This is a genomic window from Promicromonospora sp. MS192 (assembly GCF_049532985.1).
Taxonomy (GTDB): Bacteria; Actinomycetota; Actinomycetes; order Actinomycetales; family Cellulomonadaceae; genus Promicromonospora.
In genome coordinates, this window is the sequence record NZ_CP186693.1 from 3,839,292 (window position 1) to 3,861,499 (window position 22,208).

General features: G+C 75.3%; 19 protein-coding genes. 9 read left to right on the forward strand and 10 right to left on the reverse strand.

Going from position 1 to position 22,208, the window contains the following annotated elements; genetic code table 11:
- Nucleotides 1-56 precede the first annotated feature (56 nt).
- From ACO229_RS17345 to ACO229_RS17365, 5 genes are all read right to left on the reverse strand, one after another.
- On the reverse strand, nt 57-395 hold the full coding sequence (locus tag ACO229_RS17345; RefSeq protein ID WP_423462273.1) for a TetR family transcriptional regulator C-terminal domain-containing protein: 339 nt from the start codon (nt 393-395) through the stop codon (nt 57-59).
- A 71-nt stretch (nt 396-466) separates the two neighbouring features.
- Nucleotides 467-967 carry a hypothetical protein gene (locus tag ACO229_RS17350; protein ID WP_423462274.1) on the reverse strand — a complete coding sequence of 167 codons (501 nt, stop codon included), beginning with the start codon at nt 965-967 and terminating at the stop codon, nt 467-469.
- 80 nt (nt 968-1,047) lie between these two features.
- On the reverse strand, nt 1,048-2,193 hold the full coding sequence (gene solA / locus ACO229_RS17355; protein WP_423462275.1) for an N-methyl-L-tryptophan oxidase: 1,146 nt from the start codon (nt 2,191-2,193) through the stop codon (nt 1,048-1,050).
- 74 nt (nt 2,194-2,267) lie between these two features.
- Nucleotides 2,268-4,607 (reverse strand): carboxypeptidase regulatory-like domain-containing protein, encoded by a 2,340-nt coding sequence (locus ACO229_RS17360; RefSeq protein ID WP_423462276.1) that lies wholly within the window; start codon nt 4,605-4,607, stop codon nt 2,268-2,270.
- A 79-nt stretch (nt 4,608-4,686) separates the two neighbouring features.
- Nucleotides 4,687-6,378 carry an FAD-dependent oxidoreductase gene (locus ACO229_RS17365; protein ID WP_423462277.1) on the reverse strand — a complete coding sequence of 564 codons (1,692 nt, stop codon included), beginning with the start codon at nt 6,376-6,378 and terminating at the stop codon, nt 4,687-4,689.
- A 166-nt stretch (nt 6,379-6,544) separates the two neighbouring features.
- Between ACO229_RS17365 and ACO229_RS17370 the strand changes: the two genes are divergently transcribed.
- The 3 genes from ACO229_RS17370 to ACO229_RS17380 are packed head-to-tail and all read left to right on the forward strand — an operon-like array spanning nt 6,545 to nt 8,162.
- On the forward strand, nt 6,545-7,138 hold the full coding sequence (locus ACO229_RS17370; RefSeq protein ID WP_397431506.1) for a molybdopterin-dependent oxidoreductase: 594 nt from the start codon (nt 6,545-6,547) through the stop codon (nt 7,136-7,138).
- The gene (locus ACO229_RS17375) at nt 7,135-7,911 is read left to right on the forward strand and encodes an FAD-binding oxidoreductase (protein WP_423462278.1); all 777 of its coding nucleotides are present in this window, start codon (nt 7,135-7,137) and stop codon (nt 7,909-7,911) included. Before ACO229_RS17370 ends, ACO229_RS17375 begins: the two co-directional genes overlap by 4 nt.
- Nucleotides 7,908-8,162: a DUF6510 family protein gene (locus ACO229_RS17380; protein WP_423462279.1), complete on the forward strand. Its 255-nt coding sequence runs from the start codon at nt 7,908-7,910 to the stop codon at nt 8,160-8,162. The genes ACO229_RS17375 and ACO229_RS17380 overlap by 4 nt, the downstream gene beginning before the upstream one ends.
- On the opposite strand, the gene ACO229_RS17385 is transcribed toward ACO229_RS17380, so the two are convergent.
- Both ACO229_RS17385 and ACO229_RS17390 read right to left on the reverse strand, forming a co-directional pair.
- Entirely contained in the window at nt 8,137-9,315 is a 1,179-nt protein-coding gene (locus ACO229_RS17385; protein WP_423462280.1) for a sensor histidine kinase, read from the reverse strand. The genes ACO229_RS17380 and ACO229_RS17385 overlap by 26 nt on opposite strands.
- 1 nt (nt 9,316) lies before the next feature.
- A complete protein-coding gene (locus ACO229_RS17390; protein WP_397414258.1) occupies nt 9,317-9,976 on the reverse strand; it encodes a response regulator transcription factor in 660 nt (219 codons plus the stop codon).
- A 167-nt stretch (nt 9,977-10,143) separates the two neighbouring features.
- On the opposite strand from ACO229_RS17390, the gene ACO229_RS17395 reads away from it, so the two are divergent.
- The 4 genes from ACO229_RS17395 to ACO229_RS17410 are packed head-to-tail and all read left to right on the forward strand — an operon-like array spanning nt 10,144 to nt 13,689.
- A complete protein-coding gene (locus ACO229_RS17395) occupies nt 10,144-10,644 on the forward strand; it encodes a hypothetical protein (protein ID WP_423462281.1) in 501 nt (166 codons plus the stop codon).
- Nucleotides 10,644-11,729, forward strand: a complete 1,086-nt coding sequence (locus ACO229_RS17400) for a peptidoglycan-binding protein (protein ID WP_423462282.1) — start codon at nt 10,644-10,646, stop codon at nt 11,727-11,729. The genes ACO229_RS17395 and ACO229_RS17400 overlap by 1 nt, the downstream gene beginning before the upstream one ends.
- Entirely contained in the window at nt 11,726-12,454 is a 729-nt protein-coding gene (locus tag ACO229_RS17405; RefSeq protein ID WP_423462283.1) for an ABC transporter ATP-binding protein, read from the forward strand. The genes ACO229_RS17400 and ACO229_RS17405 overlap by 4 nt, the downstream gene beginning before the upstream one ends.
- Nucleotides 12,451-13,689: an ABC transporter permease gene (locus ACO229_RS17410; RefSeq protein WP_423462284.1), complete on the forward strand. Its 1,239-nt coding sequence runs from the start codon at nt 12,451-12,453 to the stop codon at nt 13,687-13,689. The genes ACO229_RS17405 and ACO229_RS17410 overlap by 4 nt, the downstream gene beginning before the upstream one ends.
- Nucleotides 13,690-13,770: 81 nt before the next feature.
- On the opposite strand, the gene ACO229_RS17415 is transcribed toward ACO229_RS17410, so the two are convergent.
- Together ACO229_RS17415 and ACO229_RS17420 are read right to left on the reverse strand one after the other, a co-directional pair.
- The gene (locus ACO229_RS17415; protein WP_423462285.1) at nt 13,771-14,685 is read right to left on the reverse strand and encodes a phosphatidylinositol-specific phospholipase C/glycerophosphodiester phosphodiesterase family protein; all 915 of its coding nucleotides are present in this window, start codon (nt 14,683-14,685) and stop codon (nt 13,771-13,773) included.
- A 246-nt stretch (nt 14,686-14,931) separates the two neighbouring features.
- Entirely contained in the window at nt 14,932-15,543 is a 612-nt protein-coding gene (locus ACO229_RS17420; protein ID WP_423462286.1) for a TetR/AcrR family transcriptional regulator, read from the reverse strand.
- 143 nt (nt 15,544-15,686) lie between these two features.
- Here ACO229_RS17420 and ACO229_RS17425 point away from each other — a divergent pair, with 143 nt between their 5' ends.
- Together ACO229_RS17425 and ACO229_RS17430 are read left to right on the forward strand one after the other, a co-directional pair.
- Nucleotides 15,687-16,538, forward strand: coding sequence for an alpha/beta hydrolase (locus tag ACO229_RS17425; RefSeq protein ID WP_423462287.1), 852 nt, complete (start codon nt 15,687-15,689; stop codon nt 16,536-16,538).
- A gap of 214 nt (nt 16,539-16,752) precedes the next feature.
- Nucleotides 16,753-19,473 carry a LuxR C-terminal-related transcriptional regulator gene (locus ACO229_RS17430; protein ID WP_423462288.1) on the forward strand — a complete coding sequence of 907 codons (2,721 nt, stop codon included), beginning with the start codon at nt 16,753-16,755 and terminating at the stop codon, nt 19,471-19,473.
- On the opposite strand, the gene ACO229_RS17435 is transcribed toward ACO229_RS17430, so the two are convergent.
- Nucleotides 19,457-22,141 (reverse strand): sigma-70 family RNA polymerase sigma factor, encoded by a 2,685-nt coding sequence (locus ACO229_RS17435; protein ID WP_423462289.1) that lies wholly within the window; start codon nt 22,139-22,141, stop codon nt 19,457-19,459. The genes ACO229_RS17430 and ACO229_RS17435 overlap by 17 nt on opposite strands.
- Between the last annotated feature and the right edge of the window lie 67 nt (nt 22,142-22,208).

Consider the following 22,208-nt stretch of genomic DNA (forward strand, 5'->3'; position numbering starts at 1 on the left):
GCGGCGGCACCTCACCCTACCGATTCACTTACTAACCTGTCAGTAGGTAAAACCCCCTACGGGCGGACGAGCGCTGTCAACGCCCGGGCGAACGGCTCGGGATCGACGTCGCCGCGCACGGCGAGCTGCTGGGTGTACCCGTGGCAGAGCGCCACGAACGCCTCCGCAGTCGCCTCGGCCTCGTCGCGCGGGCGCGCGGGGAGGCGATCGGCGACGGCGTCGCGCAGCTCCGCGAGCTGCCGCCGGACGACGGCGGAGAGAGGTGGGGAGACGGCGGCCTCGGCATAGATCTGGGCGACGAGCCGGGCATGGTCCCGCTCGCGCGCCAGCGTGCGGAGGTGAGCGCGGTCCGGCTCGGGGTGCCGCACGACGAGGTCGCCGGCGCGCTGGCCCACGGCGTCGACGGCGACCGGAGCCGGCTCGACCTTCCCGACGTCCCGGCCGCGTGACGGGGAGCCCCGCGCGGTCAGCGCCGCCGGGGCAGGGGCCGCGGCTCGTCGGACCCGGACGCGCCCGCGGGCGCAGCGCCGGCGGGTGCCATCGCCACGGTGAGCTCGGCCTCGTCGGCCGTCGCGCGGCAGTACACGCGCCTGCCGCTGCCCTGGCACAGCTCGTTCAGGCCGGCGGCGAAGGCGCGCAGGTCCTCCGGTTCCGCACGGCGGAAACGCCGGGACAGCGACCAGTGCCTGACGAGGTCGTCCAGGGTCGCCGGCCGCACCATGCCGAACAGCGTGACCAGGTGGTTGGACAGCCGGATGACCAGCCGGGCGCCGTCCGGGCTCTCGGCGACGAGCTGCGCGCTGCGCAGCCCGTCGTCCCCGACCGGACCGCCGAGCAGCCGCTCCAGCTGGCCCAGCACCGAGGCGGGGTCGACGACGTGCGATGCCACGCTCGCCTCGATGTCGCCGCCGTCGACGGTCAGCGCTGCGGTCTCGTCGTCAGGGACGGTGAAGTACTCGAACCTCATGGGCGCATCTTTCCGCATGTCAGGGGGTGCTCGGCGCCACTTTCCAGACCTGGGTCGCAGGACCGGCGGATTCGCACGGCCTACGCCGCGAAACGGTCCGGGTCCATGAACCCGACCTCGCCGTACGGCCGCTCCCCGACGGCGATCTGGGCGAGCAGCTCGCCGATGCCGGCGGCGTGCTTGAACCCGTGGCCGCTGTCCCCGCCGGCCATGACCAGGCGCGGGTCGCCGCCCGGCCGGCCCACGAGGAACTGCTCGTCCGGGGAGTTGGTGATCATGCACGGGATGGCCTTCACCGGGACCGGATCCACCTGCGGGAACGCCGCCGCGACCGCGGACGCGAGCCGGTCGACGTCGGCGCGCGGGTGGATGTAGCGGTCGAGCTCGTCCGGGTCCGTGTCGTCGTGGCCGTGGTCGCCGAGCCCGATCTTGATGTGGAAGCCGTCGCCGCTGCCGTGCCCCCAGACGCTGCGCCCGTCGGCCAGCTCGTAGATGAACGACGGGAAGTGCGCGAGGTCGAACGACTGCGCCGCCTCCATCCGGGGAGCGAACCAGTACAGCGGGGTGCGCCGCGGACGCAGTGGCAGGCCGGGCAGGAGCTTCGCGTTCCAGGCACCGGCCGTCACCACGGCCTGGCCGGCCTCGAAGACGGCGGTCGGCGTCACGACGCGCACGCCGCCGTCCACCAGCTCGATCGAGGTCACGCGCGTGCCCGGGTAGACCCGCGCCCCCGCCTCGGCGGCCGCGCGCACCTGCGCCCGCACGTTCCGTTCGGGAAAGCACAGGCCGCCCTCGGGGTCGAACACCCCCACGGTCTCCGCGTCGTGTCCCGCGTACTGCGGGTAGCGGCGCACCAGCTCCTCGTGCGACAGGTGCACCACCTCGACGCCGGCCGCCGCGGCCGCCGCGGTGGTGCCCTGGATCGGGCGCGAGGCGGGGCCACCCACGCTGAGGCAGCCGGTCTGCTCGACGTACGTCTCGCCGTACCGCTCCCCCAGCTCGGTCCACAGGTCCAGGGACTTCCGGGCCACGGCCGCCAGCCCGGGGTGCTCCATGCAGGCGACCCGGAACAGCCGTGTCACACCGTGCGACGACCCGAGGTCGTGCCCCACGTCGAAGCGGTCGATGCCCGCGACGGACACACCCCGCTCGGCCAGCCGCCACAACGCGGCACTCCCGAACCCACCCAGCCCGACGACGACGACATCCGAGGAGATAACGCTCACGCCCCCACGCTAACCCGTCGAGTGCCGGGTGTTCGTCGGCCAGGACCGGTCCTGACCGACGAACAACCCCGCGCTCAACGGTTCGGGTGGCGGGTGCGGGCGGCCGACATGCGGCGGGAGCCGCGGACCAGGGCGACCCCCAGGGCGAGCAGCACGCCGGCCGCCAGCGCCACCGAACCGACCGTCGCGCCGGTCGCCGCCAGGTCGCCCGGCTCCTGCGTGCCCGGTGCGGGCTCGGCCGACGGCGCCGACGACGGGTCGGGGTCCGGCCCCGGGCCCGGGCCCGGGGCCTCGCCCGCAGCGCTCAGCACGAAGTCGAGGCCGCTGACCGCGGCGTCCGTGACCTCGAACGCGATCGAGTCGTCACCCTCCACGACGTGCCCCTCACCCGGCTGGACGACGGCGGTGTACGACCCCGTCGGCAGCTCGGCGCCCCAGGCGCCCTCGTCGTCGGTCGTCGCGGTGGCGACGGTCTGTCCGTCGCCGTCCGTCACGACCACCTCGACGCCCGGCACGGGGCTGCCGTCGGTGTCCGTGACCGTCCCGCCGACCGGCTGGTCCTGCGGCTCGACGGGCTCCTGGGCGACCTCGAAGTCCTCCGTGAGCCAGTTCTCCCCCGCGTCGGTCACGGTGACCGAGCGCTCGGTGGTGCCGGCCGTGTAGCCCTCGGGCACCGTCAGGGTGATCGTGTAGTCGCCCGGCGGCAGGTCGCCCGCGAAGTACCCGCCCTCGGCGTCCGTGACCAGCTCGACGGGGCCGTCCGGCCCGGCCACGGTGACGGTCGCACCGGCCACGGGCTCGCCGGCGTCGTCGGTCACGGTGCCGCCGATCGTGCCGGGGGTCGTCAGGGCGAAGTCCACGCCGGTCACGTCCTCGCTCCCCACGGTGACGTCCTGCGTGGCCGGGCCGTCGACGCGGTAGCCGTCGGGTGCCTCGACGCTCACGACGTGGTCGCCCGCCAGGACGTCGTCGAAGCGGTAGGTGCCGTCGGAGGCCGTGGTGGTGGTGACCGTCCCGCCGGGGCCCTCCAGCGTCACGACGGCGCCCGCGACGGGCTCACCGCCCGACGTCACCGTGCCGGAGACCGAGGCCGGTGCCCGCACCACGAAGTCGTTGCCGGTGCTGGGCTCCTCCTGGTCCACCTCCACGGTGACGGAGTCCGGCACCGTGCCCACCACGAACCCGTCGGGCAGGTCGCTCAGCGTGAAGGTGTACTCCTGGGGCTGCCCGTTCTCGGCGTCCCAGCCCACGTTGTCGACGAGGTACGCGCCGGTGGAGTCCGTGACGGCCGTCCGGGGCGTGCCCCCGCCGACCGGCGTGAGGGTGACCGTCGCGCCGGGGACCGGCTCGCCGTCCTCGGTCAGGACGGTGCCGCTGACGGCGACCGGCACGATGTCGCGGGCCGCGAAGTCGACGCCCGTGGCGTCGGCGTCCGTGAGGTCGAGGTCGGCGACCACCCGCTCGCCGTACGGGACCAGCCCGTACGGGTGCGCGTCGTCCGCCTCCGGCAGCGTCGTCAGCTCCACGCGGTAGCCCGGCGCCGCGGTGTAGCCGGGGAAGCCGTACTGCCCGCTGTCGTCCGAGGTGGTGGTGGCCAGCTCGGTGCCGTCGGGGCCGAAGAGCGTCAGGGTGGCGCCGGGCAGCACACCCTGCGGGGCACCGGACGCGTCGACCAGGTCGACCGTGCCGGCGATGTCGCGGGCCAGCGACGCGAACCAGGTCTGGTACACGGGGAACCCGCTGCGCTGGAAGAACTCGACGGTCAGGCTGGAGATCGGCGTCGTGGGGCGGAACCAGCCCGCGGCGCCCGAGGTGTCGTTCGCGGCCGCGTTGCCGATCAGCTCGCGCGTGGCCGGGTCCCAGGCGGGCACGTCCGCCGGGTCGCCCGTGCACGACGGCGCCCCCTCGGCAGCGCAGTAGTTGAAGCCGCCCTGCCAGCCGAGCTCCGCCGCGGACAGCTCCCGGCCGTCGGGGTCGAGCGCCGTCACCACCGCACGGTCCGCGTCGATGTCGCCGAGCACGAACGCCCAGCCGGCGGCCGGCGTCGGCCGCTCGAAGGTGTACGTGGTGGTCGACGGCGCCGTGGGCCGGTCGGCCTGCGGCCGCAGGTTGAGGTACTGCTGGCCGCGGCTCGACCCGAACACCTCGCCCGGCGGCGTCGCGGCGCTCAGCCACGAGGACGCCCCCGAGATCACGCCCACGCCACCGCGGGAGTCCGAGGTGACCGCTGCGGCCGGGAAGCCCGCCGCGGGCACCTGCATGGTGGTCGACCAGTCGCCGGCCGAGCCGGTCAACGGCTCCCAGTCCGCCCAGTCCGCCGTCGTCGCTGCCGAGGTGGCCGTCGGGGCGATCGCGCTCAGCGCGACCAGCACCGCCGCCGCCAGTACACCCAGGCCCCCTGTGCTCCGCTTCACAGCCGCCACCGTAGGAGCGGTCCGCGCGCACCGCACGCGGAACGATGCGAATGCATCGTTATCGGTCGGATGTCTGGTTTCAGGCGCCGAACTCGCGGGCGCGCAGCCGCGCCAGGTGGGCGTGCACGAGCGGCAGCACGGACGCGCCCTCGCCGCTCGCGGAGGCGACCCGCTTCATCGACCCCGCACGCACGTCGCCGACGGCGAAGACGCCCGGCACCGTCGTCTCCAGGCTCGCGGGCGGGTGCCCGTCGACCCAGGACTCCCGGGGCACGTCGCGGCCGGTCAGCACGAAGCCGCGCTCGTCGAGCGCCACGCCCTCGGGCAGCCACGCGCAGTCCGGCTCCGCACCGAGCAGGCAGAACAGGCCGTCGGCGGAGGTCTTGGTGTGCTCGCCGGTGTCGAGGTCCTCCAGGCGCAGCCACTGGAGCCAGCCCTCGCCGCCGCCGTCGGCGACGACCGTCCGCGTGCGCACCTGGATGGTCGGCGTGGCCTCGATCTCGCGCACCAGGTAGTCCGACATCGTCTCGGCAAGGCTCGCCCGGCGCACCAGGATCGTCACCCCGCCGGCGAACTTGGCGAGGTGCACGGCCGCCTGCCCCGCGGAGTTGCCGCCACCGACCACGTAGACGTCGCGGTCCTGCATCTCGCGTGCCATCGACGTGGCCGCGCCGTAGTACACGCCGGCACCCACGAGCTCCTCGACCCCCGGCACGCCAAGGCGCCGGTAGGCCACCCCGGTGGCGAGCACGACGGTGCGCGCGCAGAGCTGCGCGCCCGTGACGTGCACGTGCTGGTGCTCCGGCTCGTTCGGTGGTCCGGGCTCCACGCGGATCGCGGGGCGACCCGTGAAGAAGCGCGCACCGAACCGGCTCGCCTGGATGCGGGACCGCTGCGCGAGGCGCATCCCCGAGATCCCGCGCGGGAACCCGAGGTAGTTGCGGATCATCGAGCTCGACCCGGCCTGCCCCCCGATCGCGTCCCGTTCGAGCACGACCGTCGCCAGCCCCTCGGACGCCGCGTAGACGGCGGTGGCCAGCCCCGCGGGACCGGCCCCGACGATCGCGACGTCCGCGATCACGCCGTCCGGGATCGAGTCGAACCCGCCGTAGATCGACTCGGCGACCGCCGCCGACGTCGCCCCCGACAGCGTGCGGCCGGTGTGCGTGCTCACCACGGGCAGCTCCGCCCCGGGGCCGGCGGCCTCCAGGATGGCGTGCGCGTCGTCGTCGGCGGGGGTGAGCGAGCGGTACGGGAAGCCGAGCCGCTCCAGCAGGTCCCGGATCGCCGCGGCGGCCCGGTCGCCGGGCTCCGCCACCAGGTCCGTCACCGTCACCACGGGGCGTCCGACCGACCAGTTCCACTCCGACAGCAGCTCGATCAGCGCGGTGTGGAACTCCTCGTCGCGGGGTCCGCGCGGGAGGATGACGAAGGTGTCCAGCTCACGCCGCATCGTCGCGGCCCGCAGGTCGTCCAGGCTCTCGGCGAAGATCTCGAACGGGACCAGCGCGACCCGCCGCGCGGTCGCCACGACTGCGGGCACCTGGTGCAGCAGCTCGATCGCGGTGCCGTCGTCCAGGCGCTGCTCGGCGGCGATCATCGCGATCTGCTCGCCCTGGGCGACGAGCGCCCGCGCACGGTCCAGGGCGGCGTCCGCGCCCGCGGTCAGCTCGATCCGGTAGTCCCGGTCGTACCGGGCGCGGAACTCCTGCTCGACGACGTCGGCGTGCTCGCCGGCGACCAGCAGGATCACGGGCCTGTCGTGCTCCATGCGGCACAGCGTAGACGGCGCGCCGCCCGCCGTCGGGCGGCCCGGGCAAGTTCGCCCGCACGGACGGGCGCTTTCCCGCGCCCCGGTGCCACGGGCGGCCCTACGCTGGTGCCACCATCGTGCCGGGCCACCCCGCCCGGCCCCGGTCACCCGGACGGGAGTCAGCATGTCCTTCGCCACCCGTGGTTTCTCCGGCCGCCGACGTGAGCGGGACGACCGCCTCCCGCCGGGCCAGACGCTGGTCCAGGACTGGCCGGTGCTCAGCGCCGGGCCCACACCGCACGTGGACACGGCGGACTGGGAGCTCACGATCCGTGACGAGACGGGCACCGACCACCGGTGGTCCTGGGACGAGCTGCTCGCGCTGGGGGTCGAGGACGTCACGGTGGACATCCACTGCGTGACGCACTGGTCCCGGCTCGACATGTCCTGGCGCGGCGTCAGCCTCGACAAGGTCTTCGAGGACGTCGAGTCCGAGCACGAGTTCGTCATGGCGCACTCCTACGGCGGGTACACCACGAACGTCCCGCTCGAGGACCTGCTGGACGGCAAGGCCTGGATCGCCGTGGAGGCCGACGGCGCTCCGCTCGACCCCGAGCACGGCGGCCCGGCCCGGCTGCTCGTGCCGCACCTGTACTTCTGGAAGAGCGCCAAGTGGCTGCGCGGCCTGACGATGATGCCGGACAACGACCCGGGCTTCTGGGAGCAGTACGGCTACCACCTCTACGGGGACCCCTGGAAGGAGGAGCGGTACTGGTGAGCGCCGAGCCCGTTCTCTCGGCCCCGCCGCGGACCCGCCCCGCGTGGCACGTGGCGACCGTGGCCGAGACCCGCCGCGAGACGCCGTCCGCCGCCCGGCTGGTGCTCGACGTGCCCACCTGGCCGGGGAGCGAGGCCGGCGCGCACGTGGACGTGCGCCTGACCGCCCCCGACGGCTACCAGGCGAGCCGTTCCTACTCCGTCGCGGCATCCGCCCCGGCGACGGCCACGGCCCCCGGCCGGGTGGTGCTCGCGGTGGACGAGCTGCCCGACGGCGAGGTCTCGCCGTTCCTGGTCCGCGAGCTCCGGGCGGGCGACCAGCTCGAGCTGCACGGCCCGCTGGGTGCGTTCTTCGTCTGGCGGCCCGGTGAGAGCAGCCGTCCGGTGCAGCTCGTGGCGGGCGGCTCCGGCGTCGTGCCGCTGTACGCCATGGCCGCGGCGCACGGCGCCGCGGACGACGACGTGCCCTTCCGGCTGCTGTACTCGGTCCGCACACCGGCCGACGTGTACTTCGCCGACGAGCTCGCCGCGCTGACCGGCCCGGCTCTCGGCCTGGACCTCGTGTACACGCGGGAGGCGCCGGACGGCTGGCCCGACGCCGTCGGGCGGCTCACCCGGGACACGCTGGCCGCCCGCACCATCGCCGCGGCCGACCGGCCGCGTGTCTACGTCTGCGGCTCGACGGGCTTCGTCGAGGCCGTGGCGGGCTGGCTCCAGGAGCTCGGCCACCAGCCCGGGGACATCCACACCGAGCGCTTCGGAGGGCTCAGATGACACACCTCGACGGCAACGTGCTCGCGGGCGCGCTCTCCGAGGTCTTCACAGCCGACGTGACCACGGCGCGCGGACGCTGCGGCGGCTGCGGGCACATGGCCGCGCTCGCCGAGGCCATGGTCTACACCGACGCACCCGGCCTGGTGGCCCGGTGCGCGGGGTGCGACCAGGTGCTCGCGACGGTCGTCGACGCGGGCGACCGCGTGATCCTCAGCCTGGCGGGCCTCAGCGCGGTGGAGCTGCGGCGCTGATCACCCGCTGGTCACCCGCGCCGGGCAGGTCCAGGTGCACCGTGAGGCCACCCTCCGGGTTGGGGTGCAGCGCGAGCGTGCCCTCGTGGGCGGTGGTGACGGCCGCGACGATGGCCAGGCCGAGCCCGTGACCCGAGCCGCGCGTGGAGGCCCGCCCGGCGCCGCGCACGAACGGCTCGGTGAGCGCGTCGAGCGACTCCTGGGGTACCACCGGGCCGCTGTTCGTCACGGTCACGCACGCGCGGTCGGCGTCGGCCGAGACCCGGACCGTCACGTGCCCCGCGGGCACGTTGTGCCGGATCCCGTTGCGCACCAGGTTGGTCACGGCCTGGCGCAGCAGCACGGGGTCGCCCAGGGCCGCGACCGGCGGACCCTCGGCGGTCAGGTCGACGCCGCCGTCGACCGCCTCGTCCGCAAGGGCGATCACGACGCCGTGCACCAGGTCGGTGAGGTCCACCGGGGCCCGGGCCGCCGTACCGGAGTCCGCCGCGGCGAGGTCGAGGAGCGCGTCCACGGTCTCGACGCTGGCCCGGTTGACCTCGCCGACCCGTTCGGCCAGCCGGCGCAGGTCGGCCCGGTCCGCGTCGGGGTCGGCGAGGGCGACGTCGATCATGGTCTTGGTGGTGGCGAGCGGGGTGCGCAGCTCGTGCGACGCGTTGGCGGCGAACCGCCGGTGCGCCGCGAAGGAACGCTCCAGCGACGCGAGCATGCGGTCGAAGGTGCCGGCGAGGTCGTGGATCTCGTCGGCGGGACCGTCGAGGCCGATGCGGTGGTCCAGCGTGCCGGTGGAGGCGCGGTTGGCGGCGGCGTTGATGGCGGCGAGCGGCCGGATGATGCGCCCGGCCACCAGCCAGCCGACCGTGCCGCCGAGCACCGCGAGCACCACCAGCGCGACCGCCGAGGCCGTCAGCAGGTTGCTCAGGAAGTCCTCGGCGCTGGTGATCTGGATCGCGTCCACCGGCTGTGCCCGCCCGGCCGGGCCCGTGGGCTGGTAGTCCTCCGGGAGGAGCTCCTGCGCCGGGGCGATCCGGTAGCTCGGCACGTACCGCATGTAGAGGTAGACGAGGGTGATGAGCACCGCGCCGCACCCGGTGACGAGGCCGGCGTAGCTCAGGGTGAGCCGGGCCCGGATCGTGAGCCGTCCGCTGCGCACGTCAGCCCCCGAACCGGTAGCCGGCGCCGGGCACCGTGCGGATGACCCAGGGCTCGCCGAGGCGGCGGCGCAGGTTGGAGATGGTGACCCGGATCGTGTTGGTGAACGGGTCGGTGTTGGCGTCCCAGGCACGTTCCAGCAGCTCCTCCGCGCTGAGCACCCCGCCGTCGGCATTCATGAGCACCTGCAGCACGGCGAACTCCTTGGGGCTGAGCCGCACGAGCCGGCCGTCGCGGTAGACCTCCCGGCGGAACGCGTCGAGCCGGACCCCGTCGGCCTCGACCACCGGAGGCCGGGCGGGCTGGGTACGGCGTTCGAGCGCGCGCAGCCGGGCGACGAGCTCGGGGAACTCGAACGGCTTGAGCAGGTAGTCGTCGGCGCCCAGCTCGAAGCCGGTGACGCGGTCGTCGAGCGTGCGGGCGGCCGTGAGCATCAGCACCCGCACCTCGGGATGGTCCCGCGCGAGGCGCGCGCAGACCTCGTCGCCGTGGACGCCGGGCAGGTCCCGGTCGAGGACGACGACGTCGTACGCGGCGTCGGCGACCGACGTGAGGGCCGCGGCCCCGTCGTGGACGACGTCGGCGGCGATGGTCTCCCGCCGGAGGCCGACGCGCACGGCGTCGGCCAGGTAGGGCTCGTCCTCGACGATCAGTACACGCACCACGAACCTCCCGGGCCTGCTCGAAACCCTGCTCGAACCTCGCCCAGGCAATCACACGCAGCGTTGGGAGAACGTAAAGGAAACCCTGAACACCCTGGCAACACCCCCGGTGCTCGACTGGGCGACGTCCACGGACAGACCGTGGCACCGAACCGGAGGAGCACCTCATGTCGAAGCGCCGAACCCCGTCCCTGGCCGCCGTCCTGGCGGTCCCCCTGCTGCTCGTGGCGCTGAGCGCCTGCGGCACCGCCGGCGACGCACCCGACGCGGAGAGCACCGCGGACAGCGGCACCGAGCAGTTCGAGTCCCTCGAGGACTACCAGCTCGCGTTCGCCTCGTGCATGCGCGACCAGGGCGTCGACATGGCGGACCCGAACAGCGACGGGTCGGTCGAGGCGCAGGCCGGCGACGCGTTCATGGAGGCGGCAGAGGTCTGCCAGGGCGAGCTGGGCCAGCCACCGGCCGCGCCCGGCGGCGGACCGTCGATGTCGGACGAGGAGCAGCGCGCCGAGTGGCTGGAGATCGCCGCCTGCCTGCGCGACAACGGCATCGACGTGGCCGACCCGGGGCCCGGCGAGTCGCTGACCATCCCCATGGACGTGCCGGACGACGTCTTCGCCGAGTGCGCGCCGCAGGGCGTCGGCGGCTCGACCGGGCTGGGCAGCTGATGGCGCGGGTGCACGGGCGGCGGCGCCGGCGCGTCGTCGTCGGGCTGGCCGCGGTGGCGGCGATGGCGGGGGGCGCGGGGCTCGGGATCCACGCGTTCGCGAGCTCCGCGGACGAGCAGGGGCAGTCCGCCCAGGCGTTCCGGGGCGACACCGACGAGGTGGTCCGCGGCGACCTGGAGGGCAGCACCACCGCCCAGGGCACGCTGCGGTACGCGGACCCGAGGCCCGTCCAGTCCGCCCGCGGGGGTGTGGTGACCGGGCTGCCCGACGCCGGTTCCGTGGTGCGCCCCGGCGGGCGCCTCTACGCCGTCGACAACGTGCCCGTGTTCCTGCTGCGGGGCACGGTGCCGGCCTGGCGCGACCTCGCCGCGGGCATGAGCGACGGACCCGACGTGCGACAGCTCGAGGAGAACCTGCGGACGCTGGGGTACCTCGACGTCGAGCCGGACGAGACGTTCGACTGGTACACCACCGCGGCGATCATGGACTGGCAGGAGGCGAACGACCTCGAACGCACCGGCAAGCTGCCGCTGGGGTCGGTCCTGTTCTCGGCCGGTGGCGTGCGCGTCGGCACGCTGACCGCGAGCGTCGGCAGCCAGGTCGGGCCCGGGGCCGAGCTGTTCGAGGCGACCGGGACCAGTCAGGTCGTGAGCATGGACCTGGGCCTGGACGACCAGCAGCTCGCCGTGATCGGCAACCCGGTCACGGTGCGCCTGCCGGGCGGCCGGGAGACGAGCGGGACCATCACCTCGGCCGGCACCCCCACGGAGGCCGAGGACGCCACCGGGCAGCGGAAGACGGTCATCCCGGTCGTCGTCGCCCTGGACTCCGCGAAGGAGGCGAAGGCCTTCCAGGAGGCGTCCGTGACCGTGGACATCCCCAGCGAACGGCGGGAGGACGTGCTGTCCGTACCCGTGGGCGCCCTGATCGCCATCACGCCCGACCAGTTCGGCGTCGAGGTCGTGGGAGCGGACGGCGCCACCCGCCAGGTGCCCGTCACCACCGGCCTGTTCGCCGGCGGCCGGGTCGAGATCTCCGGCGACGACGTCGAGGCCGGCCAGCGAGTGGTGGTGCCGCAGCGATGACCACCACGACGGTCCTGCCGCCCACGCGCCTGCTGAACCCGCTGGTCGCCCTCGACGACGTCCGGCGCTCGTACGGGGAGCCGCCGGTGCTGGCCTGCGCGGGCGTGACACTGCGCATCATGCCCGGCGAGCTGGTCGCGATCGTGGGCCCCAGCGGTTCCGGCAAGTCCACGCTGCTGAACCTCATCGGCACCCTCGACCGGCCCACCGCGGGCGTCGCCCGCATCGACGGGCTCGACGTGTCCGAGCTCGACGACCGGTCCCTGTCCGCGCTGCGCGCGTACCGGATCGGGTTCGTGTTCCAGCAGTTCCACCTCGCCGACGGCGTCACCGCGCTGGACAACGTGGCCGACGGCCTCCTGTACACCGGGGTGCCCCGCACCGAACGACGACGGCGGGCCGCCGAGGCGCTGGACCGCGTGGGGCTCGGCCGACGGCTCGACCACCACCCCCACCAGCTCTCGGGCGGCGAACGGCAGCGGGTGGCGATCGCCCGCGCCGTCGTCGGCGACCCGCCGCTGCTGCTGGCCGACGAGCCCACGGGCAACCTCGACAGCACCTCGGGTGCGGCGATCGTGGAGCTGCTCCACGAGCTCAACGCCCAGGGCACCACGGTCGTGGTGATCACCCACGACACGGAGCTGGCCGAGCGGCTCCCGCGCCGGATCTCCCTCCGGGACGGGCGCGTGGTCAGCGACACGACCGGACCGGAGGCCGGCGCATGAGCACCGTCACCGCTCCCCCGCCGGTCACGGCGAGCCCGCCGCCGGAGGGTCGTGGACCGGACCGGTCACGGCTGCTCGGCCGGGACGTGCTGCGTCTGGGCACCACGGGGCTGCGCGCCCGGCCGACCCGGGCGGTGCTCTCCGCACTGGGGATCGCCATCGGCATCGCGGCGATGGTCGCCGTGGTGGGCGTCTCGTCGTCCAGCCAGGCCCGCCTCAACGACCAGCTCGCGCAGCTCGGCACCAACCTGCTCACCGCGCAGGCAGGCCGCACCCTCACGGGCGACCGGGCCACCCTGCCGCCCGACACCCTCGGCAAGGTGCGGCGGGTGCCGGGGGTCGAGAGCGCGAGCAGCACTGCGACCCTGCCGCAGCCCGTCTACCGCAGCTCGCTGTCCGACCCCGACGCCACCGGCGGCATCGCGACCATGGCGGCCGATCAGAACCTGCTCGACGTCGTCTCCGGCACGGTCGGGTCCGGGGTGTGGCTCAACCCGGCCACCGCGGGCTTTCCCGCGGTGGTGCTCGGCAGCGTCGCCGCCGAACGTCTCGGGGTGGTGTCGCCGGGCACGCAGGTCTGGCTGGGCGGCACGTCGTTCACCGTGGTGGGGATCCTCGACCCGGTGGCGCTGGCCCCCGAGCTCGACACCGCCGCGCTCGTCGGCTCCGCCGTCGCCGCCGACCTGTTCGGCTTCGACGGCAGCCCGACGATGATCTACGAGCGCTCGGCCGACGACGCCGTGGAGCACGTCCGCGCCCTGCTGGCCCCGACGATCGCACCGCAGGCGGCGAACGAGGTGGAGGTGTCCCGGCCGTCCGACGCGCTCGCGGCGCGGACCGCCGCCAACCAGGCGTTCACCGGCCTGCTGCTCGGCCTCGGCTCGATCGCGCTGCTCGTGGGTGGGATCGGCGTGGCCAACACCATGATCATCTCGGTGCTCGAGCGGCGCCGCGAGATCGGCCTGCGCCGCTCCCTGGGGGCCACCCGCCGGCACGTGCTGGTGCAGTTCCTCGCGGAGGCGCTCCTGCTCTCCGCGCTGGGCGGGCTCTTCGGCAGCGCCTTCGGGACGGCCGCGACGGGGATCATGGCCGCGGTCAACGGCTGGCCGTTCGCCCTCCCACCGGCAGCGATCGTCGTGGCGGTCACCGCGACGCTCGTCATCGGCGCGGTCGCGGGCCTCTACCCGGCCCTCCGCGCGGCCCGCACCCCGCCGACGGCCGCACTCGCCTCCTGACCACCACCCGTCGAGTGCTGGATATTCGCCCTTTTCGGAGCCCCTCAGGGGCGAATATCCAGCACTCAACGGGGTCCGCGGTCAGCGGGCCGTGAGGAACTCGTCCAGGGCCGGCAGGTCGTCCGTGTTGACGTGGTCCACGCCCGGGTCCGCGAGCTCCGTCCAGACCGCCTCGCGCGCCGCGCCCGGCTGGTCCGGCGTGGCCCAGAACCGGACCCGGTAGCCCGCGGAGTACGCCTGGTCCACGACGGCGCGCAGTCGCTCGCGCTCGGCGGCGGGCATCGGGCCCTCGCCCTGCCAGGTGAACAGCTTCGTCCAGTTGTCGCTGACCAGCGGCATGAGGGACACAGGGAGCCCCGACCCGAGGTCGCCGGACCGGCCGTCGTAGAACGCGTACCGCACGTCCTGGTCCCGCATGGTCTCCAGCGGCCGGTTGCCGCTGATGACGGCGGTCACCGCGCCCGTCCGGACCCGGCCGTGCACCGAGCGCGTGAGGATCGAGCGGTGCTCCGCGAGCGCCTCGTGGACGGCGGCGTAGGTGGCCTCGCCCTCGGACTTGATGTCGACGAGGAGCTGGAAGCTGCCGTCCCAGCCGGGGTAGACGCTCCGGTCCCGGCCGCGCGCCAGGTCCTGGAGCGGGTCGAGGTAGAGGCTCTCCAGGGTACGGTCCGGGTCGACGTCGACCAGGTCGTGCGCCACGAGGAGCTCGCCGTCGACCAGCCAGACGTCCGCCTCGACGCTGGTGAAGCCGCTGGCCAGCGCGTCGTACAGCGGGCGGTCGTGCTCGTAGTCGTTGTGCGCGTGGGCGGCGTCGTGCGGCTCGCCCAGCTCGGCACCGCACCCGGGCCGCGTCACCGGGAGCGGCGCCGCGGCCGACGCCGGTCCGCTCGACACCGGTCCGCTCGACCCCGGGGCGGCCGACGCCGGCACGGCGGCGAGCCCCGCGAGCAGGGTCGCGGCCGTCAGGGCCGCTCCGACGATGGTTCTTCCGCGCATGATCGTCTCCTCGTGCCTGGTGTGGCGGGTGCCCGCACGGGTGCCCGGCGGGGACTCACCCCGTGCTGGCGGCGCGGCGAGGCGCCTCGCCCATGCAACCGCCGGGTGCTGACCCACGGGTGAACTCCGCCCGACGGGCACCCGTCGAGGAACCGAACCGACGCCCCTCGTTCGGTGCGGTGCCACGTGGGCCGCACTGCGTTCGGGTGGACGTGGCCTGATGCGGCTCAGGCGCCGGACCGCGGCTCAGGCCGCCGGCTCGAGGCCCGCGACCTGCCGGGCCGCGTCGACGAACGCCACGCGCACGGTGTCCCAGCCGTCGAGGTAGCCGCCGACCAGAGCGGCGTCACGGAGCAGCACGAGCTGGCCGGCCGCGGTCCCGGGGTCCTTCGCGCCCGAGGCGGTGAGCGCCTCCTCCAGGACGCCGCGGAACCATGCGCGGTGCTGGTCCACGGCGCGGCGCACGCCGCTGTCCGGGTCGGGGTACTCGGCGGCGGCGTTGATGAAGGGGCAGCCGCGGGTGTGGTGCCGAGCGACGTCCTCGGCGATGCCCTGGATGATCAGCCCGACGAGCTCCACGGGGTCGTCCGTCACGGACCGTGCGCCCTCCAGCGCGCCACGCAGGTTCGCGTCCTCCACCCCGAGGTACGCCTCCACGAGCTTCTCCTTGCCGGGGAAGTGGCGGTAGAAGGTGGCGCGCGTGACCCCCGCCTCGGCGAGGATCCGGTCGACGCCCACCACGTGGATGCCCTCCGCGTAGAAGAGCTCGGACGCCGTCCGCAGCAACCGCTCGCGTGCCTCGGACCCGCCGTCGGCTGTCTTGCGCGGGGCTCGGGAGGCGGTGGTCCTGGGTGCCATACGACTCAGCATAGAACGATCTTTCTCTTTGGCGTTGACGCCCGCCGGGCGGGGGCGCTACCGTCGGGAACAACAGAGAAAGAACGATCGTTCTTCCTGACGACGGACCGGGGACCCGGTCCCCGACCGCAAGGAGCCCCACCATGAACGCCGCACCCGACACGACGACCACCGACGGCAGCACCACCGGAAAGCGCCCGATCGTCCTCATCCACGGGCTGTGGATGACCCCGAGGAGCTGGGACACGTGGGCCGAGCGGTTCCGCGCCGCGGGTCACGAGGTGATCGTCCCGGGCTGGCCGGGCATCGACGACCGCAGCGTCGCCGACGTGCGCGCCAACCCCGAGCCGCTCAAGGGCATCGGCCTGGAGCAGATCGCCGACCACTACGAGCGCATCATCCGGGCGCTGCCGGTCAAGCCGATCATCATGGGCCACTCGTTCGGCGGCGTCATCACGCAGATGCTCGCCGACCGTGGCCTCGGCGCCGCCTACGTGGGCGTCGCACCCGGCCAGACGGCCGGCGTCACCACGCTGCCGGCGTCCACCCTGCGCACCGGCCTGCCGATCCTGTCCAACCCGTTCGGGCGCAACGGCGCCAAGCCGATCTCGAAGGCGCACTTCCACTTCACGTTCGGCAACGACGTGTCCCGCGCCGAGTCGGACGCGCTCTGGGAGCAGTACGCCGTCCCGTCGTACAACCGGGTCTTCTTCGAGGGCGTCGCGTCGGTGCCGAACGAGAGGGGCGGCGTCACCCACGTCGACTACGCCCGCGCCGACCGTGCCCCGTTCCTCGTGATCACGGGCGAGATCGACAACGTGGTGCCGCCGGCCATCGGCCGGGCGATCGTCGCGAAGTACACCGGGACCGGCAGCCCCGCCGTCGTCGAGTACCGGGAGTACGCGGGCCGCACGCACCGCCTCGTGTCCCAGCCGGGCTGGGAGGAGATCGCGGACCACGCCGTCGCGTGGGCGACGTCCCACGCGAGGGTGTGACCCAGGTCACCCGACACGATCACGCGGGCCCGCCGTCCTACCCGAGTGTGAACCCAGCTCTGGTCCCGCCGCGCGCGTGCGCTGCCCGGCACCACCCGCCCCGTCGAGGGGCCTGGTGGAGACGTCGCCGCCCGGCCCGGCGGACCATCCGGCACCCGGCGTGGCTCCGACCGACCGAGCCCTGCGCAGGACAACGGCCGCAGGGCCCGGCCTGATGTCCCGCGAGGCGCCACCCGGGTCGCTCGAGCGCGCCGGGGAGCTGCTGCCCGCGCTCCCGCCGGGCGTGCACCGGCGGCCGTACGTCGAGCTGGCGCTCGACCAGGCGCTGCGGGCAGGTCCGACGGCGATGGTGCTGCTGCGGACGCCGCGCGGAGCCGGACGCCGCACCGCCGTCGCGCTGTGGTCCCGGCGGCTGCTCCGCAGCGGGCGGCTGGTCGTCTGGGTGGACGTGCCGGAGCGCGAGTCCCTGGACGGCGACGCGCTCGGCCGCGCCGCGAGCGCCCGGCTCTCCGGGGTCGCCGGAGTGGAGCCGGACCCGTCGGCCGAGGCGCTGGCCGCCGCGCTCGACGCCCAGGACGCGGTGCTCGTCGTCGACCGGCTGGGACACGGGTCGGGCGCCGCCCTGGCCTTCCTCGACCGGATGTCACGGATGGTGCGCCGCGGCCGCGTCGTCGCGCTGACCGCGGTACCCCTGCCCGGACCGGTCCCGACCTCCGACGGCTGGGCACCGGCCGGCGGGTCCGCGGACGGGGACGCACCGGCTGTCCGGCACACCGAGCTGACCCTGCGGGACCTCGCCGTGCATCCCGACGAGGCCCGGACCGCGGCGGCGACGGCGGGGGTGCCCCTGACCCGGTCGCACGCGCGGCTGCTGGTCACGGCCGTGGCGGGCTGGGCACCGGTGGTCTACCCGGTCCTGGAGGAGCTGCGCCGCACGAACGCCCATGGCACCCCGCTCACGGACGAGACCGTCGCGGCCACGGCCGCCGCCCACCGCGGGGCCTACGTGCGCGCGGTGCTGCCCCAGGAGGCCGTCAGCCTGCTGGTCGAGGCCGGCCTGGCCCCGCGGTTCCGCCTCGCGGACCTCGCCGCCACCGGGCTGCTCGACGCCGTCCCCGGCGCCGCGGCCCTCATGGACCGTCTCGTCGCCACCGGCCTGGTGCTCGACGACCCTGCCGGCCCGGACGGCGACCTGGCCCTCGACCCGCACGCGCGCCGCGCGCTGCTCGACTACGCGCGGGGCCGCGACGCCGGCGAGCTGGCCCGGCGCGCCGCCAGGGCGGCCCGCCGGCGAGCCGGGGCAGGTGACGCACGGGGGGCGCTCCTGGTCGCGCTCGAGTCCGGCGACCCGGCCCTCGTCCGTGATCTGCTGCACGACACCTGGACCGCCGTCCTGGACGGGCACGACGCGACCCTGCACGGCGCCCTCTGGGCCGCCGTCGCGTCCGCCCCCTCCGGGCACGTGCCCGCCGAGCTGCATGCCCTGCTGTCCGTGACCCGCGGCACCCCCGGCCGGCACGGCGACCCCCGGCACCCGTTGCTCCGGCAGGCGGAAGGCCGCCGTCCCGCGTCCGACCCGGGCGGTCCCGAGAGCCCGCTCACCACGTTCACCCGGGTCGCGGGCCTCCGCCGGTCGGGGCGGGCCATGGACGCCCTGCGGGTGGCCCGGGGGCTGCTCGACACCGTGGCCGGGTCCGACGTCGCCCGCGTGCTCGTGAAGCTGCAGGCCGCGCTCGCCGCCGCCGAGGCCGGGCTGCTCGACGAGGCCCTCCGACGTGCCGAGGCGGCCTACCTCGGGGCGCTGGCGTCCGGCGCGCTGCCGCTGGCCGCCGCCGCGGCGGAGCTGGCCGCCCTGGTCCACGCGCTGGACTCCGGGGTCCGGTCCGCGTCCGACTGGTCGGGTGAGGCCGACATGCTGCCCGAGCCACCGGCCTGGTGGCGTGAGGCCGTGGGTGACCCGGCCGCCCTGACCGCCGCGCTCGTCCGCCTGGAGCACCTCGACGACGAGCTCGCCCACCCCCTGCTGTCCGCCGTGCGCGACGCGGCCGGGACGGACCTGTGGTTCGCCGGGCTGCACGCCGAGGTGACGCTCTGCGCGCTGCGCGGGCAGGAGGAGCCGGCCGTGGACCGGCTCCGGGACGTGCTCGCGCGGCGCGGCCTGACCCCGTCGGACGGCGGCGCGGACGGCAGCGCGCGCTTCGGCCCGGGAGGCGGCCCGAGCGAGGCCGACGTGCGCATTCCGCCGCTGCTCGCGCTCGACCTCGGCCGGCTCTATCTGGCGCTGGGCCGCGGCACGCACGCCGCTGTCGTCGCCGGCGCGCTGAGCCTCCGGACACCGGCCGCCGCGCTGCTCGACGCCCACGTCCACCTGGCCCAGGGCCGGCCGCGCGACGCGTTGCCCGCCGTCTCCGCCGACGGCCCGGGCTGGACGACGGGTGCACGGCTCCAGGCGCACCTCCTGGCGGCCGAGGCACTGACCGCCGCGGCAGGGACCTCCACGGCGGGGGCCGGCCCCGCCGTGCCCGACGGCGCCCGGCGCGAGCTGTCCCGGGCGGTCGCGCTGGCACAGCAGGCCGGCGGCGGCCTGCCCTACTGGTGGGCGGCGCCCTCGGTGCTGCGCCGCCTCGCGGTCGACACGCCCGCAGCGGTGCGCGAGCGGGCCGACGAGGTGCTGGACCGGCGCGGCGCACCCGTGCCGGTCGAGTTCGTCGTGGTGCCCGACCGGCAGCTCGTCGTGCTGCACCATCTGGCCGACGGCCTGACCTCGACCGAGGTGGCCAGGGTGTCGTTCGTCTCGCGGAACACGGTCAAGACGCAGATCCGCGAGCTGTACCGGAGGCTGGGCGCGCACGACCGGGCAGAGGCTCTGCGGCGGGCCCGGGAGCTGGGGCTGCTGGACCCGATGGTGCGGGCGCGGCTCAGCTCCCGGTCGTGACCGTGACCACACCCACCACGAACGCGTCGCCGTTGGTCTCGACGGCGGTGAGCTGCGCACGCGTCGAGGTCAGGAACGCGGGCTCGAACGGCTTGACGTCGACGCCGAGCGCGTTGGCGTACGCGGAGCCCCAGGCCGTGGAGTCGAAGGCGTTGTCGCCCGATCCGGGACCGCCCGGACCGGCACCCATCCACCGGAGCGGTACCAGCGGCGCGCCGTCGAACAGGAGCTGGTCGCCGGGCACGCTGCGGTCGCCGTCCCAGACCACGGCGCCGACCCGGGCGGTGGTGCCCGGCCGTCCGGCGACGGAGAAGTGCCCCTCGCCCGCGGTGGACGAGACGGGCAGCAGCCCGTCGTACACGATGGCCAGCCCGGGGCCCGCCGGGCCCGACCCGGCCGGCCGGTGCACCACGACGAGGGCCCAGCCCGCGTACCCGCCCACCGCCTCGGTGGCGCACACGTCGGCCACGCCCCACGTGCCCGCTCCCCCGGCGCGGACCAGGTCGGTCACGTCGGCGCTCGCCTGGTAGACCTGGCTCCCGGAGCGGTCCACGGTGACGTTCTCGACGGTCGTGAGCGTCCCGCCGGGCGGTGCCACCCGGGCCGGCGGGATCGTGCCCGCGCACCCGCCCGACCAGTAGAGCCGCGCGGCCAGCACCTCGGCCCCCACGGGGACGTCGAGCACGGCCGCGGACGACGTGGTGCCCGTGCCCAGGGCGTCCACGGCCACCATGGCCCAGGCGTTGTTGTTCTGCGTGGGACCGGTGGCGGTGCCGGCGGCGACCGCGGCACAGCCCGGGGCGGCCGGCGCGCAGTGCAGCACGGGTGCGCCCACCTGGGTGATCTCGACCGCACCGGTGGCGACGTACCGTGCCGCGAGCGACCCGGCACGCACCGGCACGGGCTCGCTGACGCTCGTGCGGGCGACGCCCTCCCCGTGGAGGTCCAGCCGGAGGACGACGTCGCCCACGGCGAGGTCCGCGGCGACGAGCACCGGCACCAGGACGGTGGAGGTGGCACCCGCCGCGATCGTGCCGACGGTGCAGACCACCCGCGCGGACGGGCCCTGGTCGCAGGACCACGCGGTAACGGCGCGTGCCCGGCCGGCGGTGTCGAGCGTGACACCGTCCGGCAGCACCACCTCGACGACCACCCGGCCGCTCGGGTCGGCGTTCGGGTTCGACACCGTGGCGCCGAGCACCCCGGTCCGGCCGGGCACCAGGTCCCCCAGGTCGTCGTGCTCGATCACGAGGGTCAGGGGGTCCGGCTCCGGGACGGGGGACGCCGTCGGGCGGGGGCCGGGTTCCGACGGGGGTGCCGGGTCCGGCGGCAGCGAGGACGGCGGACGCCCGCCGAGGACCGGACCCGGCGCCGGGGGCGTCAGGTCGACCAGCGGCGGGCCGCCGCCGTCGCCCGGCCCGTCGCCCGGCACCTCCCACCGCGCGGGCCGGTCGTCGGTGCGGCCCGTGCCGTCCACCCGGTCCCTGACGTCACCCGCGGCGTCACGGCGGCCGGGAGACGCTCCCGCACCACCGGTCGGCGGGTCCGCGTCGTCCCGGCCCCCGGATCCCGGTGGCCGGCTGTCGCCCGCGGGCACGGGGCCGCGCTCCGGCTCGTCGTCACCGGCTGCCGATCCGGCGACGGTGAGCCCCGGGACGTCCGGCACGGACCCGCCCACGACGCCCGAGGCGGCGACGGCGGACAGCGTCAGCGCGCACAGGGCGACGCACGCCGTCACCAGCACGATCTCCCGGCGTCCGACCCGGGGTCGCGCCCACCACCAGCGCCGGCCCAGAGCGCGCACCCCTCGGTGCCCGCCACGGACCGCTGCCCACCCGTCGGGCAGTCCCTCCGCACCGTGCTCCTCGGGCAGCTCGCCGGCCGCCGCGACGGGCAGGCCGAGCGGCAGCAGCAGGCCGCGCATCCGGCGCCGCAGGTCCCGCATCTGGTCGACGGCGGCCGCGCAGTGCACGCACGCGAGCACGTGCGTGCCGACCCGGCGGTGGACCGGCAGGGCCAGGGTCTCGTCCACGTACCGCGCCAGGTGCGGGGCGTAGTCCTCGCACCCGGGTGCCACCCGGTCCTGATGGGCCTGCAGGTACGCGCGCCGCAACCGCTCGCGTGCCCGTCGCGCCAGCGACGACACCGCGTTGGGCGAGACCCCGAGGAGCGGTGCCACCTGGGACGGCGGGAGGTCGTGGACGTCGACGTACCAGAGCACCCGGCGCCACCGCGGCGACAGCTCGGCGAAGGCACGCCGGACGCGGTGGTCGTCGTCGGCGGCGACCAGCCCGTCGCCGTCCTCGTGCGGGCGGTCGATCACCTCGGCCTCGGCGGGCACGGCCTTCTGCTGCGACCGCAGGAAGCCGACGGCCGTGTTGCGCACCGTGGTCAGCAGGTAGGACCGGACGTTGCCCGACGGACCGCCCCCGCGTCGCACGGCCGCCAGCAGCGCCGTGAACGACTCGGCGACCACGTCGTCGGCGGCGGGTCCCGGGCCCACCACGCGCCGGGCGACGGACGCCGCCGTCCGGTGGTGCCGCGCGTAGAGCTCGGCGAAGGCGGCGTCGTGCCCGGAGCGGAACTCTGCGAGCAGCTCCTCGTCGGAGGCGTCCCGGGTCGCGCGCGACGACGGCCGCGACGCGGTGGGAGACGCAGCAGAAGACACGGCGGAAGACGCAGTGGAACTGGTCGTGTCGACCATCCGGGAGTACTCCCTGGCACCTCGATGGAGT